Origin of the sequence: Catenuloplanes nepalensis (assembly GCF_030811575.1) — a bacterium.
Lineage (GTDB): Bacteria > Actinomycetota > Actinomycetes > Mycobacteriales > Micromonosporaceae > Catenuloplanes > Catenuloplanes nepalensis.
Window position 1 is genome coordinate 1,079,392 of the sequence record NZ_JAUSRA010000001.1, and the last position, 18,971, is coordinate 1,098,362.

The 18,971-nt window shown below is 71.9% G+C and carries 15 protein-coding genes and 1 pseudogene; 7 read left to right on the forward strand and 9 right to left on the reverse strand.

Annotation, left to right across the window (positions count from 1 at the left end):
• Positions 1 to 65 precede the first annotated feature (65 nt).
• Positions 66 to 221, reverse strand: a complete 156-nt coding sequence (locus tag J2S43_RS04545; RefSeq protein ID WP_306827294.1) for a hypothetical protein — start codon at positions 219 to 221, stop codon at positions 66 to 68.
• Between the two features lie 150 nt (positions 222 to 371).
• Here J2S43_RS04545 and lanKC point away from each other — a divergent pair, with 150 nt between their 5' ends.
• The 4 genes from lanKC (at position 372) to J2S43_RS04565 (ending at position 7,006) form a co-directional block, all read left to right on the forward strand.
• A complete protein-coding gene (lanKC, locus tag J2S43_RS04550) occupies positions 372 to 2,930 on the forward strand; it encodes a class III lanthionine synthetase LanKC (RefSeq protein ID WP_306827295.1) in 2,559 nt (852 codons plus the stop codon).
• Positions 2,931 to 3,000: 70 nt separating this feature from the next.
• A complete protein-coding gene (locus tag J2S43_RS04555; RefSeq protein ID WP_306827296.1) occupies positions 3,001 to 3,126 on the forward strand; it encodes a SapB/AmfS family lanthipeptide in 126 nt (41 codons plus the stop codon).
• Positions 3,127 to 3,212: 86 nt separating this feature from the next.
• Positions 3,213 to 5,156: an ABC transporter ATP-binding protein gene (locus J2S43_RS04560; protein WP_306827297.1), complete on the forward strand. Its 1,944-nt coding sequence runs from the start codon at positions 3,213 to 3,215 to the stop codon at positions 5,154 to 5,156.
• On the forward strand, positions 5,156 to 7,006 hold the full coding sequence (locus tag J2S43_RS04565) for an ATP-binding cassette domain-containing protein (protein ID WP_306827298.1): 1,851 nt from the start codon (positions 5,156 to 5,158) through the stop codon (positions 7,004 to 7,006). The genes J2S43_RS04560 and J2S43_RS04565 overlap by 1 nt, the downstream gene beginning before the upstream one ends.
• Here the strand turns inward: J2S43_RS04565 and J2S43_RS04570 are convergent.
• The 3 genes from J2S43_RS04570 to J2S43_RS04580 form a co-directional block, all read right to left on the reverse strand.
• Complete coding sequence (locus J2S43_RS04570) at positions 6,902 to 7,516, reverse strand: response regulator transcription factor (RefSeq protein WP_306827299.1); 615 nt, start codon at positions 7,514 to 7,516, stop codon at positions 6,902 to 6,904. The genes J2S43_RS04565 and J2S43_RS04570 overlap by 105 nt on opposite strands.
• A gap of 213 nt (positions 7,517 to 7,729) precedes the next feature.
• Positions 7,730 to 8,317 carry a response regulator transcription factor gene (locus J2S43_RS04575; protein WP_306827300.1) on the reverse strand — a complete coding sequence of 196 codons (588 nt, stop codon included), beginning with the start codon at positions 8,315 to 8,317 and terminating at the stop codon, positions 7,730 to 7,732.
• 124 nt (positions 8,318 to 8,441) lie between these two features.
• A complete protein-coding gene (locus J2S43_RS04580) occupies positions 8,442 to 10,037 on the reverse strand; it encodes a hypothetical protein (RefSeq protein ID WP_306827301.1) in 1,596 nt (531 codons plus the stop codon).
• A gap of 164 nt (positions 10,038 to 10,201) precedes the next feature.
• On the opposite strand from J2S43_RS04580, the gene J2S43_RS04585 reads away from it, so the two are divergent.
• Positions 10,202 to 11,836, forward strand: a complete 1,635-nt coding sequence (locus J2S43_RS04585) for an acyltransferase (protein WP_306827302.1) — start codon at positions 10,202 to 10,204, stop codon at positions 11,834 to 11,836.
• Here J2S43_RS04585 and J2S43_RS04590 read toward each other — a convergent pair.
• From J2S43_RS04590 to J2S43_RS04605, 4 genes are all read right to left on the reverse strand, one after another.
• On the reverse strand, positions 11,821 to 12,648 hold the full coding sequence (locus J2S43_RS04590; RefSeq protein WP_306827303.1) for a class I fructose-bisphosphate aldolase: 828 nt from the start codon (positions 12,646 to 12,648) through the stop codon (positions 11,821 to 11,823). The genes J2S43_RS04585 and J2S43_RS04590 overlap by 16 nt on opposite strands.
• 123 nt (positions 12,649 to 12,771) lie before the next feature.
• On the reverse strand, positions 12,772 to 12,990 hold the full coding sequence (locus J2S43_RS04595) for a hypothetical protein (protein ID WP_306827304.1): 219 nt from the start codon (positions 12,988 to 12,990) through the stop codon (positions 12,772 to 12,774).
• Positions 12,987 to 15,992 (reverse strand): SUMF1/EgtB/PvdO family nonheme iron enzyme, encoded by a 3,006-nt coding sequence (locus J2S43_RS04600; RefSeq protein WP_306827305.1) that lies wholly within the window; start codon positions 15,990 to 15,992, stop codon positions 12,987 to 12,989. Before J2S43_RS04600 ends, J2S43_RS04595 begins: the two co-directional genes overlap by 4 nt.
• A 79-nt stretch (positions 15,993 to 16,071) precedes the next feature.
• A complete protein-coding gene (locus J2S43_RS04605; RefSeq protein WP_306827306.1) occupies positions 16,072 to 16,683 on the reverse strand; it encodes a DUF998 domain-containing protein in 612 nt (203 codons plus the stop codon).
• Between the two features lie 168 nt (positions 16,684 to 16,851).
• Between J2S43_RS04605 and J2S43_RS04610 the strand changes: the two genes are divergently transcribed.
• On the forward strand, positions 16,852 to 17,097 hold the full coding sequence (locus tag J2S43_RS04610) for a hypothetical protein (protein WP_306827307.1): 246 nt from the start codon (positions 16,852 to 16,854) through the stop codon (positions 17,095 to 17,097).
• A gap of 21 nt (positions 17,098 to 17,118) precedes the next feature.
• Here the strand turns inward: J2S43_RS04610 and J2S43_RS04615 are convergent.
• A pseudogene (locus J2S43_RS04615) lies at positions 17,119 to 17,958 on the reverse strand (cellulose binding domain-containing protein); the annotation flags it as partial.
• A 164-nt stretch (positions 17,959 to 18,122) separates the two neighbouring features.
• On the opposite strand from J2S43_RS04615, the gene J2S43_RS04620 reads away from it, so the two are divergent.
• Positions 18,123 to 18,971, forward strand: a complete 849-nt coding sequence (locus J2S43_RS04620) for a DUF2971 domain-containing protein (RefSeq protein WP_306839197.1) — start codon at positions 18,123 to 18,125, stop codon at positions 18,969 to 18,971.

The following is an 18,971-nucleotide window of genomic DNA, read 5'->3' on the forward strand; positions in this document are numbered from 1 at the left end:
CCCTTCCGTCGGAGGGAGGTAACGAGGACGCCCAGGAACCTATCCAACGGGTACGACAGAACGCATCACCGCGCGAAGCCGCCGTCGTCCGGATCGCGGTAGGTGGCGGAACCGTCGTCGTCATCGCGCTGCCGGCGCGAGGCCGGGCGCGGCGCGGCCACGGTGGCGGGTGAGGGCATGATCGCGGCGCCGCGCCCGGCCGTCGGGTATGCGCGCGCCATAGCCAGAACTGGACCGTTTAAACCAGCGCTTTGTCATGACTTGCCGTGCACATCGGACACGGATCGCATGACGCGCAGCACTTCAGAACCCCCCTGTCGATAGGCCACTCTGGTCGTAGTCAACAGCCGAACGGCCGAGAGGGGGCAGAGATGGACGAGCGATACGACACCTACTGCGCGGTCGACCCGCTCTTCTACGACGCCCTCACCAACACCAAGGCCCGCACCACCGAGTACGGCGAGGAGCTCATCCTCCCGGCCGGCTGGAAGCGCGGCGCTCAGGACGACTGGACGGTCGTGGGTCCGGACGAGGACGCACTGCCGGCTCAAGGGTGGAAGGTGCACATCTCCGCACGCCGTGAGGACGCGGCCGAGGTGCTCGCACTCGTCTGGGACTACTGCACGGCCCGCGGGATCGCGTTCAAGTTCCTGCGCGGCCCGCAGATGCTGCTGATGCGCAACAGCAAGTACGCCGGGCGCGGCAGCAGCGGCAAGTTCGTCACGATCTACCCGCACGACGACACCGAGCTCGAAGCGGTCTGCGCCGACCTGAGCGCGCTGCTCGCCGGCCGGGAGGGGCCCTACGTCCTCTCCGACCTGCGCTACGGCGAGGGCCCGGTCTACGTGCGCTACGGCGGCTTCGCGGCCCGCTACTGCCTGGACGAGTCCGGCAAGGTCGTACCCGCGATCGCGAACGCGGCCGGCGCACTCGTCCCGGACCGCCGCGAACCGGTCTTCACCGTACCGGAGTGGGTCGAGCTGCCCGCCTTCCTCCGCCCGCACCTGGAGGCGCGCGGCGCCGCCAAGGTCGCCTCCGTGCCGTACGCGATCGAGAAGGTCCTGCACTTCTCGAACGGCGGCGGGCTCTACACCGGCCGGGACACGCGCACCGGCGACAGCGTCGTGCTGAAGGAGGCGCGCCCGCACGCCGGGCTGGACGCCACCGGCGCGGACGCGGTCACCCGCCTGCGCCGGGAGCGCGACATGCTCCGCCGGCTGGCGGACGTGCCGCAGCTGGCCCGGGTGCACGACGAGTTCCGCCTCGGCGACCACTACTTCCTGGCCCTGGACCTGATCGAGGGCGAGCCGCTCAACAAGGCGCTCGTCCGGCGTTACCCGCTCACCCGGCCCGACGCGACCGACGACGACCTGCGCACGTTCACGAGCTGGGCGCTGGACGTGCACACGCAGGTGGACCGCGCGATCCGCGAGATCCACCGGCGCGGCGTCGTCTACGGCGACCTGCACCTGTTCAACGTGATGGTGTGCCCGGACGACCGGATCACGCTGCTCGACTTCGAGGCGGCCCGCGACATCGCCGAGGACGCGCGGCCCGCGCTGCGCAACCAGGCGTTCGCCGCGCCACGCGACCGGACCGGGTTCGCGGTCGACGAGTACGCGCTGGCCTGCCTGCGACTCGCGTTGTTCCTGCCGCTCACCGCGGTGCTGCGGCTGGCGCCGGAGAAGGCCGCGCACTTCGCCGCGATCATCCGGTCCCGGTTCCCCGACGTCCCGGACTCGTATCTGGACGACGCGGTGCGGACCATCCGCGGCGAGGACGCGCCCTCGGCCCCGCCGCTCACGCTGGACCGGGACCGGATCGCCACCGGCATTCTCGCCACCGCCACGCCCGCCCGCGACGACCGGCTCTTCCCGGGCGACATCGAGCAGTTCCGCAGCGGCGGGCTGAGCCTCGGGTACGGCGCGGCCGGAGTCCTCTGGACGCTGCACGCCTGCGGTGCCGGCCGCTTTCCGGAGCACGAGCAGTGGCTCGCCGACCGGGTCGCACCGCCGCCGTCCGGCAGCCGCCTCGGCCTCTGGGACGGACTGCACGGCGTCGTGTTCGCGCTGGACACGCTCGGGCGTACCGACGCCGCCGTCGATCTTCTGGGGATCTGCCTGGACGAGCCGTGGCGGGAACTCAGCCACGACCTGGTCAGTGGCCTGGCCGGGGTCGGCCTCAGCCTCGACCGGTTCGGCGTGCGGGACCGCGCGGACGAGGTGCTCCAGCTGCTCGCGGACCGCCTGGACGCGGCGCCGCCACCGGCGGAGACCAGCGGGCGGACGAACCCGTACGCGGGCCTGACCCGTGGCTGGACCGGCCCGGCGATGTTCTTCCTGCAGCGGTACGAGACCACGCGCGACCCGGCGCTGCTCGACCTCGCGGCCCGCGCACTCCGCCGCGACCTGCACGCCTGCGTGCGCACCGACGACGGCACCATGCACGTGGACGAGGGCTGGCGGACGATGCCGTACCTCGCGCACGGCAGCGTGGGCATCGGCATCGCGCTCGACCGCTACCTGGTGCACCGGCCGGACGACGAGGCCTTCCGGGACGCGTCCGCCGCGATCCGGCTCGCCGCCCGGTCCCCGTTCTACGCGCAGTCCGGCCTGTTCGCCGGGCGCGCCGGGATCGTCGCCTACCTCGCCTCACGGGTCGCGAACGGCATCGTCGCGGACGCGCCCGCGCTGGCCAGGCAGGCCGGTGCGCTGGTGTGGCACGCGCTGCCCCACGGCGACCACCTGGCCTTCCCCGGCGAGCAACTACTGCGGCTCTCGACCGATCTGGCGACCGGGTCCGCGGGCGTGCTGCTCGCGCTCACCATGGCCCGCGACCCGGAGCGCACCGCGCTGCCGCTGCTCGCACCACCGACCACCGCCGATGCGCCCGCGCCGCGCACGGCCGTACCCGCCGGAGCACCGGCATGAGACTTCCGGCGCGCGGAAGAAAGAAAAGAACAGTCACCCGTCAGTACGACAGAGAGAGAAGGTGTTGAGCATGACGCTGCTCGACCTCCAGGGCATGCACATCGAGGACGCGACCGGCGGCGGCGGGGGCGGCGGGAGCCAGGCCAGCCTGCTGCTCTGCGGCGACAGCTCGCTGAGCGTCACCACCTGCAACTGAGCCTGAGGCTCACAGCACAATACCCGCACAGGTCCTGCCCCGGCGCTCTTGCGCCGGGGCGGGCCCATATCTGGGGGCCGTCGCCGATGACGAACCGCATCCTGCTCGGCTGTGTCCGCGCGGCCGGTGGACACGCGGTCCTGCTGGCCGTCGCGTCGATCACCGGCGCGGTCGCGGCGCTCCTCATCCCGGCCGCGATCGGCCGCACCGTGGACGCGGTCCTCGCCGGTTCGCCGACCACCTGGATCGTCGTCACGACCGCGCTGGTGACCATCGCGGCCTGCGCCGACGTGCTCGCCGACCTGGCAACCGCCACCGGCACCGCGCGCGCGACCGCACACCTGCGCCGCGCGCTGCTCGCCCGGATCTTCACGCTCCCGCACCCGATCGGACGCCCGGCCGGCGACCTCGTCGCGCGGCTCGGCGGGCAGGCCGCGGACGCCGGATCCGCGGTCGGTGCCACCATCGGCGGCCTCGTCTCCGTGCTGCCGCCGGCCGGCAGCCTGGTCGCGCTCGCGCTGATCGACCCGTGGCTCGCGGTCGCGCTCGTCACCGGAATCCTGCTGCTCACCGCGCTGCTGCGCGGCTTCGTGGTCTCCGCGTCCGCGTCCGCTTCCGGCTACCAGCGGGTCCAGGGCCGGATCGCGGCGCTGCTCGCCGAGGCGATGGCCGGTGCCCGCACGATCGCGGCGGCCGGTACCGCGGAGGCCGAGATCCGCCGCGTCCTGCGGCCCCTGCCCGAGCTGGGCGACCACGGCCGGGGTACGTGGTCCGCGCTCGCGGTCGCGGCCGGCCGTACCGCGCTGCTCGCGCCGCTCACCCAGCTCGCCGTGGTCGCGGTCGCCGGCGTGCTGCTCACCGCCGGCCGGCTCACGCCGGGCGAACTGATCGCGGCGTTGCAGTACGCGGCGCTCGGCGCCGGCCTCGGCGCGATCCTGGCCACGCTCAACCGCCTGATCCGCGCCCGCAGCGGCGCCACCCGCGCCGCCGAGATCATCGCCGAGCGCCCCCGCGCCCACGGCCTGCGTCGGCTCCCCGATCACCTTTCGCCCGGTTCACCGCTCGCCGGTGATCACGGGCGATCGCGCGCTCCGGTCGCGGCCGGTGTGCCGCGGCTCCCGGCGGTCGTCTCCGGCGGCGCGGGCACGCTGCGGCTGGAGGGGGTGACCGTGCGCGCCGTCGACGGCCGGACGCTGCTGGACCGGCTCACCCTCACCGTGCCGGGCGGGGCCACGGTGGCGGTCGTCGGCCGGTCCGGCTCCGGCAAGTCCACGCTCGCCGCGGTCGCCGGACGCCTGCGCGACCCGGACCGGGGCACGGTCCGGCTGGACGGCGTGCCGCTGCCCGAGCTGGACCGGGAGTCGCTGGCGGCCGCGGTCGGGTACGGCTTCGAACGCCCGGCGCTGGCGGGCCGCACCATCGGCGACGCGATCGCGATGGGCCGCGACCCCGCGTTCGTGCCCGAAGCCGCGCGCGTCGCCGCGATCGACGACTACGTCCGGCGGCTTCCCGGTGGGTACGACACCCCGCTCACGGACGCGCCGATGTCCGGCGGTGAGGCGCAGCGGCTCGGCCTGGCCCGCGCGCTGCACGCCGGCCGGCTGCTGGTGCTGGACGACGCGTCGTCGAGTCTGGACAGCGTCACCGAGGCGCGGATCGGGACGGCGCTGACCCGACACGCGCACGGCGTCACCCGGCTGGTCATCACGCATCGCCGGGCGACCGCCGCCGCCGCGGACCTGGTCGCCTGGCTCGACGCCGGCCGACTGCGCGGCTGCGCCCCGCATCACGCGCTCTGGGCCGACCCCGGCTATCGGGCGGTGTTCTCCCCGTGCACGACATCCGCCGAAGCGCCGCCACCGGCGGACACCGGATCACCGCGGCCGGTGGGCATCGGATCACCGCGGCCGGTGGGCATCGGATCACCGCGGCCGGTGGGCATCGGATCGCCGCCACCGGCGGGCGCCGGATCGCCGCCGGACCGCGCGGGCGGCGGCGGCAGCGCCGCGCAGCGGGACGGGGTCGCCTGATGGGCGCGGCCACCCGCTACACGCTGAGCGAGCTGCGGCGTGACCGGCGCGCGGTCGCCGGCCTGGCCGTGTGGTCGCTGGTCGAGACCGCGCCCGCGCTGATCAGTGGGTATGCCACGGCACGCGCGATCGACGACGGCTTCCTCGCCGGGGACGCCCGCACCGGCCTGGCCTGGCTCGGCGGCTACGCGATCGCCGCGGGGATCGGCGCGGCCGGTGCGCGCGGCGCGTACCGCCGGCTCGGTGACGTGGTCGAGCCGTTCCGGGACCGGCTGGTGCGCCGGGTGGTGACGGACGCGCTGCGCGGCGCCGCCCGGCCGGACCGCGCGGCCGTGGCCCGGATGACCCGGCAGGTCGAGGTGGTCCGGGACACGTTCGCCGGGCTGCTCACCACCGTGCGCGGCTTCGTCTTCAGCATGGTCGCGGCGATCGCCGGCCTGGTCGCGCTGGCGCCGGTGCTGGCCGCGCTCGTCGCCGTACCGCTGCTGTTGGGTCTCGGGCTCTTCGCTCTTCTGCTGCCGCGGCTGGCGGCCCGGCAGCTGGCCGCGGCGCGCACGGACGAGGACCTGGCCACGACCGCGGAGCCGATGCTGCGCGCGCACCGTGACGTGACCGCGGCCGGCGCGGGAGCCTGGGCGGCCGGCGTGGTCTCGGACGCGGCCGAGGCACAGGCCCGGGCGGAACGCGCGCTCGGCACGGCCGGTGCGCTGCGCGGCGCCTGCCTCGCGGTCGGCGGCTGGGGACCGCTGGTCGTGCTGCTGGTCGCCGGACCCTGGCTGATCGAGCGGGGGATCGGTGCGGGCGCGCTGCTCGGCGCCATGGTCTACGTGCGGCAGGGCCTGGTCCCGGCGCTGCACCTGCTCATGCACGGCCTGGCCGGCGGCGGTCTGCGCTACGGCATCACGCTGCGCCGGATCCTGCTCCGGCCCGCGCCCGGCTCGCACCCGGCCGGTGCGCCCGATTCGCACCCGACGGCTCCGTCCGATCCGCACCCGGACGGTCGGTCCGATCCGTACCCGGCCGGTGCGCCTGAGTCGGCCTCTGGATCGCATCCGGACGGCGGGCCGAAAAGCGGCCTGCCGCACCCGGCGCCGAGGGGCGGCCGGCCGAGCCTGCTGCGCATGCGCGGCGTGACGTTCCGCTACGGCCCGGCCGCCGCGCCCGTGCTCGATCGCTTCGACCTGGACGTCGACGCCGGTGAGCATCTGGTCATCGTGGGCGCCAGCGGCATCGGCAAGTCCACGCTCGCCGGGCTGATGGCCGGCCTGATCGTGCCGCAGCACGGCGAGGTGCGCTGCGCCGCGCGCGTGCTGCTGCCGCAGGAGGCCTACGTCTTCACCGGCACGGTCCTGGACAATCTGCGCTATCTTGCCCCGGACGCGCCCGTGCTGCGCGGGATCGCCGCGCTCGGCGCCTGGCCGCTGATCGACCGGCTCGGCGGGCTCGACGGCATGATCGACCCGGCCACGCTCTCGGCCGGCGAGAAGCAGCTGATCGCGCTGGTCCGGGCCTGGCTGTCACCGGCGCCGCTGGCGATCCTGGACGAGGCCACCTGCCACCTCGACCCGGCCACCGAAGCCCGCGCGGAGACGGCCTTCGCGGCCCGGCCGGGCGCGCTCGTGGTCATCGCGCACCGGCTCGGCTCCGCCGCGCGCGGCCGGCACGTGCTGCTCTTCGACGGTGCCACACCGCTGCTCAGCACGCACGCGGAACTGCTGCGGACATCGCGCCCCTACCGCGAGATGTCAGATCCAGCCCTTCTCCTTGGACAGGTGGATCGCCTCGATCCGGTTGCGCGCGCCGGTCTTCGCGATGATCCGGGACAGGTGGTTGCGCACCGTCCCCGGTGACAGCGACAGCGTGCGCGCGATCTCCTTCACCGGCGTGCCGAGCGCGGCCACCTCCAGCACGCGCAGCTCCCGCTCGGTCAGCGGCGACGTCGGCATGAGCGCGGCCATCAGCAGGTCCGCGTCGACCACCGGCTCGCCCGCGGCGAGCCGGAGCACCGCGTCCACCACCCGCTCCGGTGACGCGGTCTGCGCCAGGAACCCGATCGTCGGCGGGACCGCGGCGATCTGCGCGCCGACGCCCGGCCGGCGCGGGTCGACCAGCACCAGGATCTTGCTGTCCGGCAGCTCCGAGTGCGCGGCGCGGGCCGCACCCGCCGGGTCCCTGCCCGGCCCGTTGAGCAGCTCCAGGTCGAGCACGGTCACGTCCGGCGAGTCCGTGCGCACCGCCTCGATCGTGGCTTCCACCGCGTCGCGCTCCGCGATCACGTCCATGTCCGGGTGCGTGGAGAGCACGTATTTCAGGGCACCACGCAGCAGCCCCTGCGGCATCGCCAGCAGAATGCGCACCACGCCGCGGCCCCTTATCGACAGATCGACACAACCGGTTAACCACATGGCAATACCCGTCCACATTGAAGCACAGTCGATGCACTGGGAGCCCGTCCAAACGGGTGGTTGATTCGCCGCCGACACTGTCGGATGAACGTCGCCCGGCCGGACGGTTCCGGCACAGCCCGGCCGGGCCGTTTTGTCGCCGCCCGGCCGGTGAGCTGCGTCGATGCGTTAGATCCAGCCGGCCTCCTCGGCGAGACGGGCCGCTTCCAACCGATTTCTGCAGCTCAGTTTCCGTACCGCAGAAGATAGATAGTTCCGAATTGTTCCTTCGGACAGAAAGAGTTCCGACGCAATCGCGGCGCTCGGCATCCCGCGCGCCGCGAGCCGCAGCACATCACGCTCCCGCGCGGACAGCGGATTGTGCATCGCCGCGAGCGTGGCCAGCGCGGTACCCGGGTGAATCATCCGCTCGCCGCGCCCGACCCGGCGGATCAGATCCACCAGCTCGGCCGGCGGCTGCTGACGCGACGCGAACCCGCGCGCGCCCGCTGCCAGCGCGGCCCGCAACGCGTGCGGCGTGTGCCGCCCGGTCAGCGCCACCACCGCACATTCCGGCAGCTCCGCCACCAGTCGCCGCACCGTTCGCAGTCCGTGCCGTCCCGGCCCGTCCAGATCCACCACGATCACGTCCGGCCGGATCTTGTGCGCCGCGGTCAGCACCTCAGCGTCGTCCCCGCCCACGGACGTCACCTCCAGCTCCGTGGACAGCACCGCGTGCAGGGACTCGCGCAGCAGCACATGGTTCGAGAAGATCATTGTGCGAATCATTCGTTCGCTCCCATCACGCCTCACCGGCGGCGTGCGCCGGCCTCGAGAAGAATTCGTCAGGCGAGAACCGGTCACCGGCGCGCTCGCGCGGGCCGGGAACCGGTGGGAACGATCATCCGGGGGAGTCGGGAACCTCGATCACACGTGAGTCACGGTGCTGGTCGGCGGGGCGGGGCACGGTTTCGACGCGCACGTCCACCGTGGTCCCACCGGCGGCCGCGTCCGCCTGCGGCGAACTCGGCTGATCACCACCCCGGAGCCCGTGCGCCGGACCCGGCGCCGCACCACCGGACCCCGGCCCTTCAGGACCATCAGGGCCATCCACGGGTACGGCGTCGTCCGCACCCGCCGCCCCAGCCGGTGCTACGGGAGAGCAGGCCGGCCGGACGCCGGGATCATCCGCACCGTGCCACGGCCGCCACGGCTCCGCCGCCGGTTGCCGAGGGTGCCACTGAACCCGAGTATCCGTCCGCTGTCCCGCGGCGGGCTCCGTCGCCGCGGGAGCCTCCGCCGCGGGCGGCGCCCTCACGGCCTCGACCGCCGCCCGCGCGGCGGTCTGCGCCACGGTGGTCTGGAGTGCGGCGGTCTGGAGTGCGGCGGTCTGGAGCGCGGCGGTCTGGAGTGCGGCGGTCTGGAGCGCGGCGGTCTGGAGTGCGGCGTTCGTGGCCGCCTCGGCCCCGGCCATCTCGACCGGCTGGATGAGCAGCACATCGGCCGTGGTCGCAACGGTCGCGATCGCGGGCGCCACCACCGGTTCCATGAGCACCACGCCGGTCGCGCCGGCGACCGTTTCCAGCGCGGGCGTCACCACGACAGCCGCCACCGGCTCGATCGACGCGGAGACCATGCCGATCGCGGGCGTGATCACAGCGTCCGTCGCGGGCCTGGCCACGGCGTCCGTCGCGGTGGCGATCAGCGGCGTGACCGGCGCGGTGGCGATCTCGACGACCGGTGCGACCACGTCGTCGGTCGCGGCCTCGATCAGCGGTTCGGCTGGGGTGACGGCGGTTTCGATCAGCGGTTCGGCCGGGGTGACGGCGGTTTCGATCAGCGGTTCGGCCGGGGTGACCGCGGTTTCGATCAGCGGTTCGATCGGGTCCACGGCGGTCTTGATCAGCGGGCTGGCCGGGGCCGCTGCGGTCTCGATCAATGGTGCGGCCGGGGTCGTGGCGGTTTCGATCAAGGGCTCGATCGGGGTTGCTGCGCTCTCGATCTGTGGCTCGATCGGGGTCGTGGCGGTTCCGATCTGCGGTTCGGCCGGGGTTGCTGCGGTCTCGATCTGTGGTTCGGCCGGCTGTGGTTCGGCCGGCTGTGGTTCGGCCGGGGGTGCCGCGGCCTCGACGGCCGGGTCGGCCGGGGTGGAAGCGATGGCCGCGGCCGACGTGACCGGTTCGGTGACGACCTCGGTCACCGACGCCGGCGGTTCGGTCTCCGGCGTACCGGACGCGGCGAGCGGCGTGTTCCCGGGGCTCTGCCGCGCGGTGGCTTCCTCCGCCGCCACCTCGTTCACCACGGTGACGACGTCCTCCACCGCCACGTCACCCGCCGTGATCGGCGGTCCCGTGCCGGAGCCCGGGCCGGCCTGGGCGGGGGAGGGGGAGAAGAGCAGCAGGAGGAGCCAGAGGGCAGCCGGGCCGAGGGTGACGAGGGCGAGCCTCAGCAGCAGGCGAGGGGTCGCCTGGTTTCCGCTCCGGCTTCGGCCGTTCATCCCTCTCCCGTAGAAATCGATACCGTTCGGTCGAACCTAGCAGCGACCCCGCATGATCGCAGCGTGACCGTGACGTGCCTGGCCGGGCGCATGATCGACGCGCACCCCTGGCCACGCCGCGCAAGATCGACGAGACTCGGCGGAGCGAGAGAGGCGGGTACGGCATGGGCGACGGGCAGCGACCGCAGGATTTCGACTACTCACCGTGGCTTTTCGCGGACGGTGCGGACGACGCGGCGAGGGCGCGCCAAGCCGCCTACCAGCGGAGTCTCGACGGTACCATCGGCGAAGGATGCTTCGTCTCCGAGCACGCCTCGGTGCACCCGGACGAGTTGCGGCTCGGCGACCGCAGCTACGTCGCGGCCGGCGCCTACCTGACCGGGACGCTGCGCACCGGCCGGGACTGCTCGATCAACCCCTACACCGTGGTGCGCGGCGACGTCACGCTCGGCGACGCGGTGCGGATCGGGGCGCACACCTCGATCCTGGCGTTCAACCACACGATGGACGATCCGGACGTCGAGGTCTTCCGGCAGCCACTGACCAGCAAGGGCATCACGATCGGCGACGACGTCTGGATCGGCTCGCACGTGGTGATCCTGGACGGCGTCACCGTCGGCGACCGCAGCGTGCTCGCGGCCGGCGCGATCGTCACCAAGGACGTACCCGCGGGCGCGGTGGTCGGCGGCAACCCGGCCCGCGTGATCCGCTGGCGTGTCCCCGCCCAGCGGAAGAACGACACCGACCTCGCGTCGTCCGTCGCCGCGTTCGCCGACCGCGCCCGCGCCCAGGCCGGCGACGTCCTGACCCGCTGCTGGAACGCCGGTCTCGGCCTGTTCACCGACAAACCCGACACCCCGCCGACGGTACGGGCACAGTGCGACGCGATCGAGATCGCCGACCTGCTGCTCGGCCGCGCCCCGGAGCAGCTGCCCGCCGCGGAACAGGCCGACCGCCTGCGCCGCTGGCAGGATCCGCGCACCGGCATCGTGCCCGAGTTCGGCCGTACCCCCGAGAACGGTCTTTTCGACGAACACGGCGGCTATCACGTGCTGTCCGCCGGTTACGCGCTGGATCTGCTCGGCAGCGAGTTTCCCGAGCCGGTCCGGGTGGTGTCCGAGGCCACCGCGGAGCAGATCATCGAGGGCCTGGAGCGCCAGCCGTGGCGCACGAACGCGTGGACGGCCGGCCACTGGGTGGACATCCTCGGCACCGCGCTGCACTGGAACGCGCGTAAGGGCCTCCGCGGTCCCCGGGAGACGGTGGCGGGGTGGATGCTGATGAACGCCGACCCGCGCACCGGCATGTGGGGCACCCCGGCCCCGGCCGACGGACTGCTCCAGATCGTGAACGGCTTCTACCGCGCGTCCCGGGGCACTTTCGCGCAGTGGGGGCTACCCGTCCCGTACCCCGAAAGGGTGGTGGACACGGTGTTGCAGCACGCGCGGGATGCGCGCTTCTTCGGCCCGGGGCGCCATAACGCCTGCAACGTCCTGGATGTGGCCCATCCACTGTGGCTGACCCGCGCCTCAGGCTACCGTGCCGCCGAGGTTGCCACGCTGGCCACGCAGCTGCTCCGCGACGCGATGGGTCACTGGACCGACGGGGCCGGTTTCGGTTTCCGGGCCCCGCATCCGTCCACCCGGGGCGACCGCGCGACCGTCCCGGGCCTGCAGGGCACCGAGATGTGGCTGGCCCTGATCTGGCTCCTCGCCGACCTGGCCGGCGTCGAACCCAGCCTCGGCTACCGCCCACGAGGCGTCCACCGCCCGGAACCGGCGGCTCAGCGCACGGCGTGAGCCTCGTGCTGCGGAAGTGCGCCGTCGAGCGACTTCCGCAGCCGGGCCGCGAACCCGGCGGCGTCCGTCCGGTTGAAGATCTGCCGCCCGAACGCGACCCCGGCGGCGCCGGCTTCAACCGCATCCTGCGCACGTTCGATCGCCTGTTCCTCGTCGACCAGCGCCTCACCGGCGATCAGAACCGGCGTTCCCATGGCCGATTCGACCACCGTCCGGAACGTCTCCGGGGAACCGGTGTACATCGTCTTGACCACACTGGCCCCGAGGTCCACCGCGATGCGCACGCAGTGCCGGACCAGCACCGCGAACTCCTCCGGCGAACGCTCCCGCACGTCGAAGTAGTTGTAGTCGGCGCCGTTCTCGCCGACCGTGCGCGGATAGACCATCGCGACGACCGGTACACCGAGGGCCGATGCCTCGGTCACGCGACGGCTGAGCTGGTCCAGTCCCTCACTCTCGTAGGGCGACGTGACGTTGACGTGGCAGGCCACGGCATCCGCGCCCTGGTGCACCGCGTCCGCCACGCTGCCGACCGCCGTTTTCCGGGTGTGGTCGCGGTGGATGCTGCTGGCGCTCAGGTTCATCACCAGCGGCTTGCCGAGCAGTTGCGGGGTCGCGGCCGCGAGCGAGCCGCGAAAGCCCAGGACCGCGGTCACGCTCTCCACGACCGTCGGGCTGAGGAGCGAGCGGACATCGCGCAGATGATGCTCGGGCCCGGAGATGAGGCCGTCGTCCAGTGGCAGCCAGAGGGCGGCCGGGCCGGGCGGGAGGAGCCGGTGCATGCGTCGTTGCAGACCGGGCGAGTGGGGCACGTAAACCTCCGTTGGCGACACCGAGCGGCGCGATGACTCCGTGCACGATGGACGGCACGTCGCACTCTCGCTATCGGCCAAACGGGTAAATCGGACGCTGGGATACGTTGTTCCGCAGGAAAATTAACCCAGCAGCTCCGGGGTGTCGAAGCGAACGAGCACCGCGAACACCTCCTCCGGCGAGAATGTGCCCGCCAGGATCTCGAGCTTCGCCAGGATCTCGTCGTCGGCCACCGGAGGGATGCTGTCCGTCATCGTGGCTATCTCGCCGACCAGGTCGTGTGCGCCGGAGTGCATCTGGTCGTCACCCGGTTTGCCGCCCGCGTGCTCAGCGCCGCTCATGATCGGGCCTCCTCCATCACGTAGCGGAAACCGACGTCGTTGTACTGGGCGTCCACCACTCCCCGACCACGATATGCCGGGTGTGCACGCCACGCCTCGTGCCGCCACGATCCACCTTTCAGGATCCGCCGATTGTGATGACCGGGGGCGTAGTAGTCGAAGTTCCACTCGAAGACGTTGCCGAGCATCTCCACCGGCAGTCGGTGGGCCTCCTGCGCGGTGGTCGCGTACGTCCTGATCGGCGTGGTGGCCTGGAATCCGGACTCCATGGTGTTGCCGAAGTCGGTGCCGATCGTCCCGGCCACGGCGGCGCAGTCGGTGAGGCCGAGCGAGTGCAGGCAGGCGGCCTCCCACTCGTTCTCGGAGGGCAGCCGGAACGTCTTGCCGTACTGATCGGTGAGCCAGGCACAGAACGCGTTCGCCTCGAACCACGACACGCCCACGACCGGCTGCAGCGGGTTGCTGAGCGCGGGCGTGTCCCACGAGCCGGGGCTGCGGATCGGCCGATCCTGCCTCGACCGGACGTACTCGACGATCTCCGACTCGGAGAGCCGCGCGAACCGCAGCAGCGCGGCCGCGGACGCCGGCGTGGCCCGCTCCTCGCGCAGCAGCCGGACGATCTGGCTGAGATCGCGGTTCAGGATGGTCTGCCGGCGTCGCCACTCGACCACGGACTGCTCGACGGCGCGGGAGTTCGTCACCCACTGCCAGCCCTCCGGTGTCCACCAGGCCTTGTCGTCGTATCCGCCGGACTCCACGAACGCCCGGTACTCGAGGTTCGAGACCGGGAAGCGGGAGAGCCGGAAGCCACCCAGGCGGACCGTGCGCGTCTCACTGTCGGTGTCCATCTCGGGCGTGCTCGTGCGGTCCCGGTGACCGAGGCGCCACTCGCTGGCCGGCACCGTGGCCAGCGCCTCCGAGCCGCGGAAGCCCGGTGTCGGCAGTCGCCACCCCAGTTCGCCGAGCGCCGCCGTGATCGCGGCGCGACGTGGCCGGCTGACCTCGTCCACCAGGCTGTTCGCCAGCGTCGCGCGGATCTCGTCGTCCACGCCGTCCTCGGCGTCGAGTCCGGCGGCCAGGTAGGTGCGGGCGGCCAGCACCGGGTCGACGCGGAGCAACAGGCGCGGTACGTCGGGCCGCAGCTGCGCCGCGAACTTGAAGAGTTCTCCGTACCGGTGGTCCGCGTACGGCGGCAGGCGCCCGGGGGACCAGCGATGCGGTGTGACCGGCCGATGCGGGGACGATTGCCGTTCCTGTTCCGCGAGCGCGACGATCTCCTCGTCCGTGCAGCCGGACGCGGCGAACAGATGTTGCAGGGACGGGTGGATGAACCGGACCTCGCCGCGCTGCTCCTGAAGGATGTCGAAGTCCTTCGCCGCGTCCAGCGCCATCGGGGCCTTCGCCGGGTCGTACCGCGCCTCGGCGAGCGCGTGTTCGAGCACCTCGATGGCTCTGACCGGCTGCATGGTCAGGCGCGCGCTCCCGCCCGGCGTGGTGGGGAATGTCAGCTTCCTGGCCAGCGCCGCGAACGCCTTGATCATCGGGATGGTCTCCAGCTCCAGCCATGGGTTGCCGTCGTCCGTGACGGAGCTGGCCCGCAGCCGGGCCGCGGCGGAGTCGGAGATGAGATCGCCGTGTGGGTTGTCCTGATCGAGATCGCGCAGGATGGCGGCCACGATGACCAGCCCGAACAGGCGAGCCTCGGTGCCGACGATGTCGTCCGCGCCCGACTCCAGGAACTTGCGCAGGCGGAACGGACTCGCGTACAGGTCGGCGATCCGGCCGTCCTCGGCCAGCGCGTGCTTCAGCCGGCGCGCGATCCGCGGATCGGCCTGGGTGGCGATCGCCACGATGTCCTCGGTCGACAGCGGCCGCAGGCTGACCTCGGTCGCGGGTTCCCGCATCTGGATCAGCTGATCTCGGGTCCGGCAGCTGACCACCACCTTGAGCGCACCGGCCTCGAACAGCTGCGTGATCACGTCCCGCCACCGGTTCATCCACTCGCGCAGGGGCAGCGACCGGATGCCGCCCTCGTTCAACCCGTCGAGCAGCACCGTGCCGCCGTCCGCCAGGAAGGCGGGCAGGTCGTGCCAGCGAGCGGTGTCCGCGACCATGGACCATTGCCGCGCCAGCCACTCCATTGAGATGTCCGGTTGCGACGGCTGCGACGAGAGCGCCACGTAGAACGAGCCCGGTGCCCGGGGGCCGCCTTCCTGCTGCTGGATCGAGCGCAGCGCCGACCGTGCGTCGAAGTACCGCAGCTGTTGGCTCTTCCCGCTGCTGGGCTCGCCCAGCAGCATGACCAGCCGGCGGGTACGCAGATCGTCCAGCACCTCGTCCAGCGAGCGCGGCCGTTCCGGGCGGATCGACGGCTTTTCCGATCGGGCCAGGCGTGTGTTGATGAACGGCCGGTTCTTCTCCTGCGCGGCCCAGTGGACCAGCCGGAACAGGTCGTACTCGTTGCGGCTCCGGGCCCGGGGCGCGTGCAGCAGCTCGGCGTACAGGCTGCGGGTGAGCGAGACGAGGCGGGGCGCCTCCGGGCGCTGCAGCTGCTCGATCAGGTCGTGCATGCCGACGGCGAGCGGGATGCCGGGCAGCGGTGTGGACGTGGGCAGGAAGGCCGGCAGCGCGGTGGAGAGCAATCCCGGCGGCCGGACCAGGTCGACCAGCGCCTCCGCCACCTGCGACAGATCCGGGTAGTGGCCGCCCCAGTGCAGCGTGGCGTCCCGCGGCCAGGGTGGTGCATCGTCCACGCCGGGCCGGTGCCGGTCGACCGCGATGGTGATCTTCGCGCGGTTGGCCAGCCGGGTCAGCGTGGCCAACTCGCCCGGGTCCAGCTGCGGCTTCTGGGTGAGGACGACCAGGCACTCGATCGGTGGGCCGGTGTCACCGCCGACCGTGATGGTGTGCACGCCGGACTCGCTCAGGTCGGACTGGAGTTGTTCGGCGGCCACCATGCGGTCGCTCCAGATGCCGAACGAGACCCGCGCGCTACCCGTCACTGGCTGACCTCCAGCATCGACCGCGGTCTCATTCGCTCGTAGCCTACCCGTGGCGGACGGTGATGCTATGCGGAGCCGCTCAGCCGATCGACCGCTTGGGAGGGGCCGCCCGGCCGGTGCGTTCCGGCTGCTCGCGGCCCGCGTGGATGGTGACGGCCACGATGAACGGCCAGATCGCCTGGGCCGCGGCAGCGGTGCGTTCGGCGAGGCCGAGAGGGCCGCCGAGCCGCAGTGTGAAGGCGAACCACACGGCGAGGGACAGCAGCACCGTACCGGCGATGATGGTTGCCGGTTCTTGTAGAACCGTGGTTCGGGAGCCGCCGGTGAAGGGCCACACCGCGAGGGCGGTGAACGCGACCGTCGCCGCCGCCGTGTGCGCGGCCGAGCCGCCACCGTGGGCCGGCAGTGGGAACGCGCCGACCAGGACGGTGGCGATGCCCCCGACGGCGATCAGGAGGCGGCCGGCGCGGGAGACCTCGGTCAGGCCGAACGCGGTTACCAGGTGTGCGAGGCCGACGCCGAGCAACGCCGCCGTCATGATGTGCCGGTCGGCCGCGTCGAGGGCGGCCAGGTCGCTGATCGCGTCGCGGAGCGGGTCGAAGGCGGGTGGCTGGCGGGACTCGGCGAGCAGCCAGCCGCCGATCAGCAGCACGGGGGCGGCGGCGGAGGAGACGAGTGCGGGGCTTCTCATAGGGGCGGGATCCGTTCCGAGGGCGGTGGCGTCCCGCCGGGTTCCTCCGGCGGGACGCACGGTAACCCTAGAGCGCGTCTCCGGCCGGTGGCCGCTCGTAGACCGAGATGATGAGCGGGCTGCCGGGGTCGGCCGGGTCGCGTGAGGCGCCGCCTGAGATGGGTTCCGGTGGCCGGGGTGCTCATCCTGACCGCCGCCGTCGTCGCGATGACGACCCGGGACGAGCCGGCCACACCCACGGTGGGCCACGCGCACGGTGCCGGCCCCGACCCGATCACCGCCGTGGTGCTCGGTCTCGACGTGCTGGTCCTGGTCGTCCTCGCGGTGCTGGCCCGGCGGTGGCCACCCGGCGTCCGGCGGCCGGCCCCGGCCCGGAAGGTGTGGCGCTACCGGGGGCGGCCGCTGGACGACTGAGCCAGCGGCCGCGTGCGCGGGTCAGCCGACCGTGCAGGTGGTGCCGTTGAGGGTGAACGCGGTCGGTTTGGCGGTGTTGCCGGTGTGGGTGGCCTGGAAGCCGAACGTCTGCGTGGCCCCGACCGACAGCGTCCCGTTGTGGGACACGTTGGTGGCGGTGACCGCGCCGGTGGCCGGGCTGATCGTGCTGTTCCAGGAGTTGGTGACGGTCTGCCCGGACGGAAGCGTGAAGGCGAGCGCCCACCCGTTCACCGTCGCGGTACCGGTGTTGCTGATCGAGACGGAGGCGGTGAAGCCGGTGTTCCAGGCCTGGACGGCATAGCCGACCCGGCAGGCGCCGGCCGGTGCCGGTGTGGTGGGTGCCGGTGTGGTGGGTGCCGGCGTGGTCGGGGACACCGGAGTGTCCAGGCCGATGAAGTGGATCGCGGCGGCCGCGTCGACCGGCAGGTTGTGCGGCACCCCGCTCATGCTGATCGCCTCGACCGGGGCCCGGTCACCCGTACCCCCGTAGCGGGTGCGGGTGTATCCGGACTGCGGCGTGTCCGTGTAGGCCGGCGTCTGTGACACGCCGAGCACGTTCGTCCACTGCTTGATCTGCTCGCCGAAGTTCGGGTAGCGCAGCACCTCGTCGTTCGTGCCGTGCCAGGTCTGCATGCGCGGCCGCGGCCCGGTGTAGCCCGGGTAGGCGTTGCGCACCAGGTCACCCCACTGCTGCGGGGTCTTCGTGATCAGCCCGTTGGCGCAGTCGCTGTTCCACTCCGACCCGTTCGTGGTGGCGAAGCAGCCGAACGGCACGCCGGAGAACGCGGCACCCGCCACGAAGACGTCCGGGTAAAGACCCAGGAGGACGTTCGTCGTCAACCCCAAAGTGCACTACACCTGGCTGCGGGAGGATCCGCAGGTCACGTGTTCCGGAAGGTCATCTGCGAGGGCACTGAGCTGCGTGTCCCCCTCCCGGGGCATGTCTATGCCCTGTCCAGACTCGTTGTAAAGATCGATCACTGTATCCAATGAGGAGGATCTTGGTGGTTCTGGACAGGCAGGAACTGCTGTCGATCGACGACGAGTCAAGCCGCGGCCGTTACGGCTACCGATATATCGGCAAGGATGGCCTGCTCGCCACACTCCAGACGGGCAAGTTGAGGCTCGCGCCGTTTGAGACGATGAATGATCCACGCGAGGCGAGGGCTTGGCAGGCGCGGTCTCTAGCGGAGGGAGGAGCAGGTCTGCGGGCAGAGCCGCCTTTGACCGAGGCGAGCCTCCAGGGCGAGTTGGATAGGGTGCTTCGCCGAGGTGCTCGGCTTGCGTCGTTTAGCCGCGATCGGCCGAACGGGCCGAATGGGCCAGCGGTCGCCCTGCGAGGATGGGCGAACTCGTCCTCGTGGGATCGTTATGCCGATAAATACCGCGGTGCCTGCATGGTCTTCGATTGGGACTTGCTCGGAGAAGAGCTCGACGATTTCGTTACGCCGCCGGAATTGGGGATGATCTCCGGCCGGCTGAATGTCGAGTATGCCGATACTCCACTAACGATTCCAACTATCGATAAATCCTTCTCGAGTCTCGAAGGCTTTCGTGATCACCTTGATGATATTATAAATTCTAGGCTTGCTGTCGAATTGTACGGTCGAAAGAATACGTGCTGGAGTGATGAGTGCGAATCGCGGCTGTTGATCGTGCGCGTGAACGTTCCGCCCCTTGAGATTGATAACCCGCTGTATATGGGGTTGGGCTCTTCCTTGAAGGCCATTATCGTCGGAGCCGCGTTCGGAGATACCACCAAGCTCCTTGAACATGTCGGTGCAGGTGGAAAGTTTGCCGGGGTGAGCGTCTATCGCACTGACCTAAACTCAAGACCGTTTGGTGGTCAATAG

What these genes read in the sequence shown, in the direction of transcription:
- J2S43_RS04585 (WP_306827302.1), top strand. Translation starts at nt 10,202, where the DNA reads ATGGGCGACGGGCAGCGACCGCAGGATTTCGACTACTCACCGTGGCTT.
- J2S43_RS04565 (WP_306827298.1), top strand. Translation starts at nt 5,156, where the DNA reads ATGGGCGCGGCCACCCGCTACACGCTGAGCGAGCTGCGGCGTGACCGG.
- lanKC (WP_306827295.1), top strand. Translation starts at nt 372, where the DNA reads ATGGACGAGCGATACGACACCTACTGCGCGGTCGACCCGCTCTTCTAC.
- J2S43_RS04595 (WP_306827304.1), bottom strand. Translation starts at nt 12,990, where the DNA reads ATGAGCGGCGCTGAGCACGCGGGCGGCAAACCGGGTGACGACCAGATG.
- J2S43_RS04545 (WP_306827294.1), bottom strand. Translation starts at nt 221, where the DNA reads ATGGCGCGCGCATACCCGACGGCCGGGCGCGGCGCCGCGATCATGCCC.
- J2S43_RS04560 (WP_306827297.1), top strand. Translation starts at nt 3,213, where the DNA reads ATGACGAACCGCATCCTGCTCGGCTGTGTCCGCGCGGCCGGTGGACAC.
- J2S43_RS04575 (WP_306827300.1), bottom strand. Translation starts at nt 8,317, where the DNA reads ATGATCTTCTCGAACCATGTGCTGCTGCGCGAGTCCCTGCACGCGGTG.
- J2S43_RS04605 (WP_306827306.1), bottom strand. Translation starts at nt 16,683, where the DNA reads ATGAGAAGCCCCGCACTCGTCTCCTCCGCCGCCGCCCCCGTGCTGCTG.
- J2S43_RS04555 (WP_306827296.1), top strand. Translation starts at nt 3,001, where the DNA reads ATGACGCTGCTCGACCTCCAGGGCATGCACATCGAGGACGCGACCGGC.
- J2S43_RS04580 (WP_306827301.1), bottom strand. Translation starts at nt 10,037, where the DNA reads ATGAACGGCCGAAGCCGGAGCGGAAACCAGGCGACCCCTCGCCTGCTG.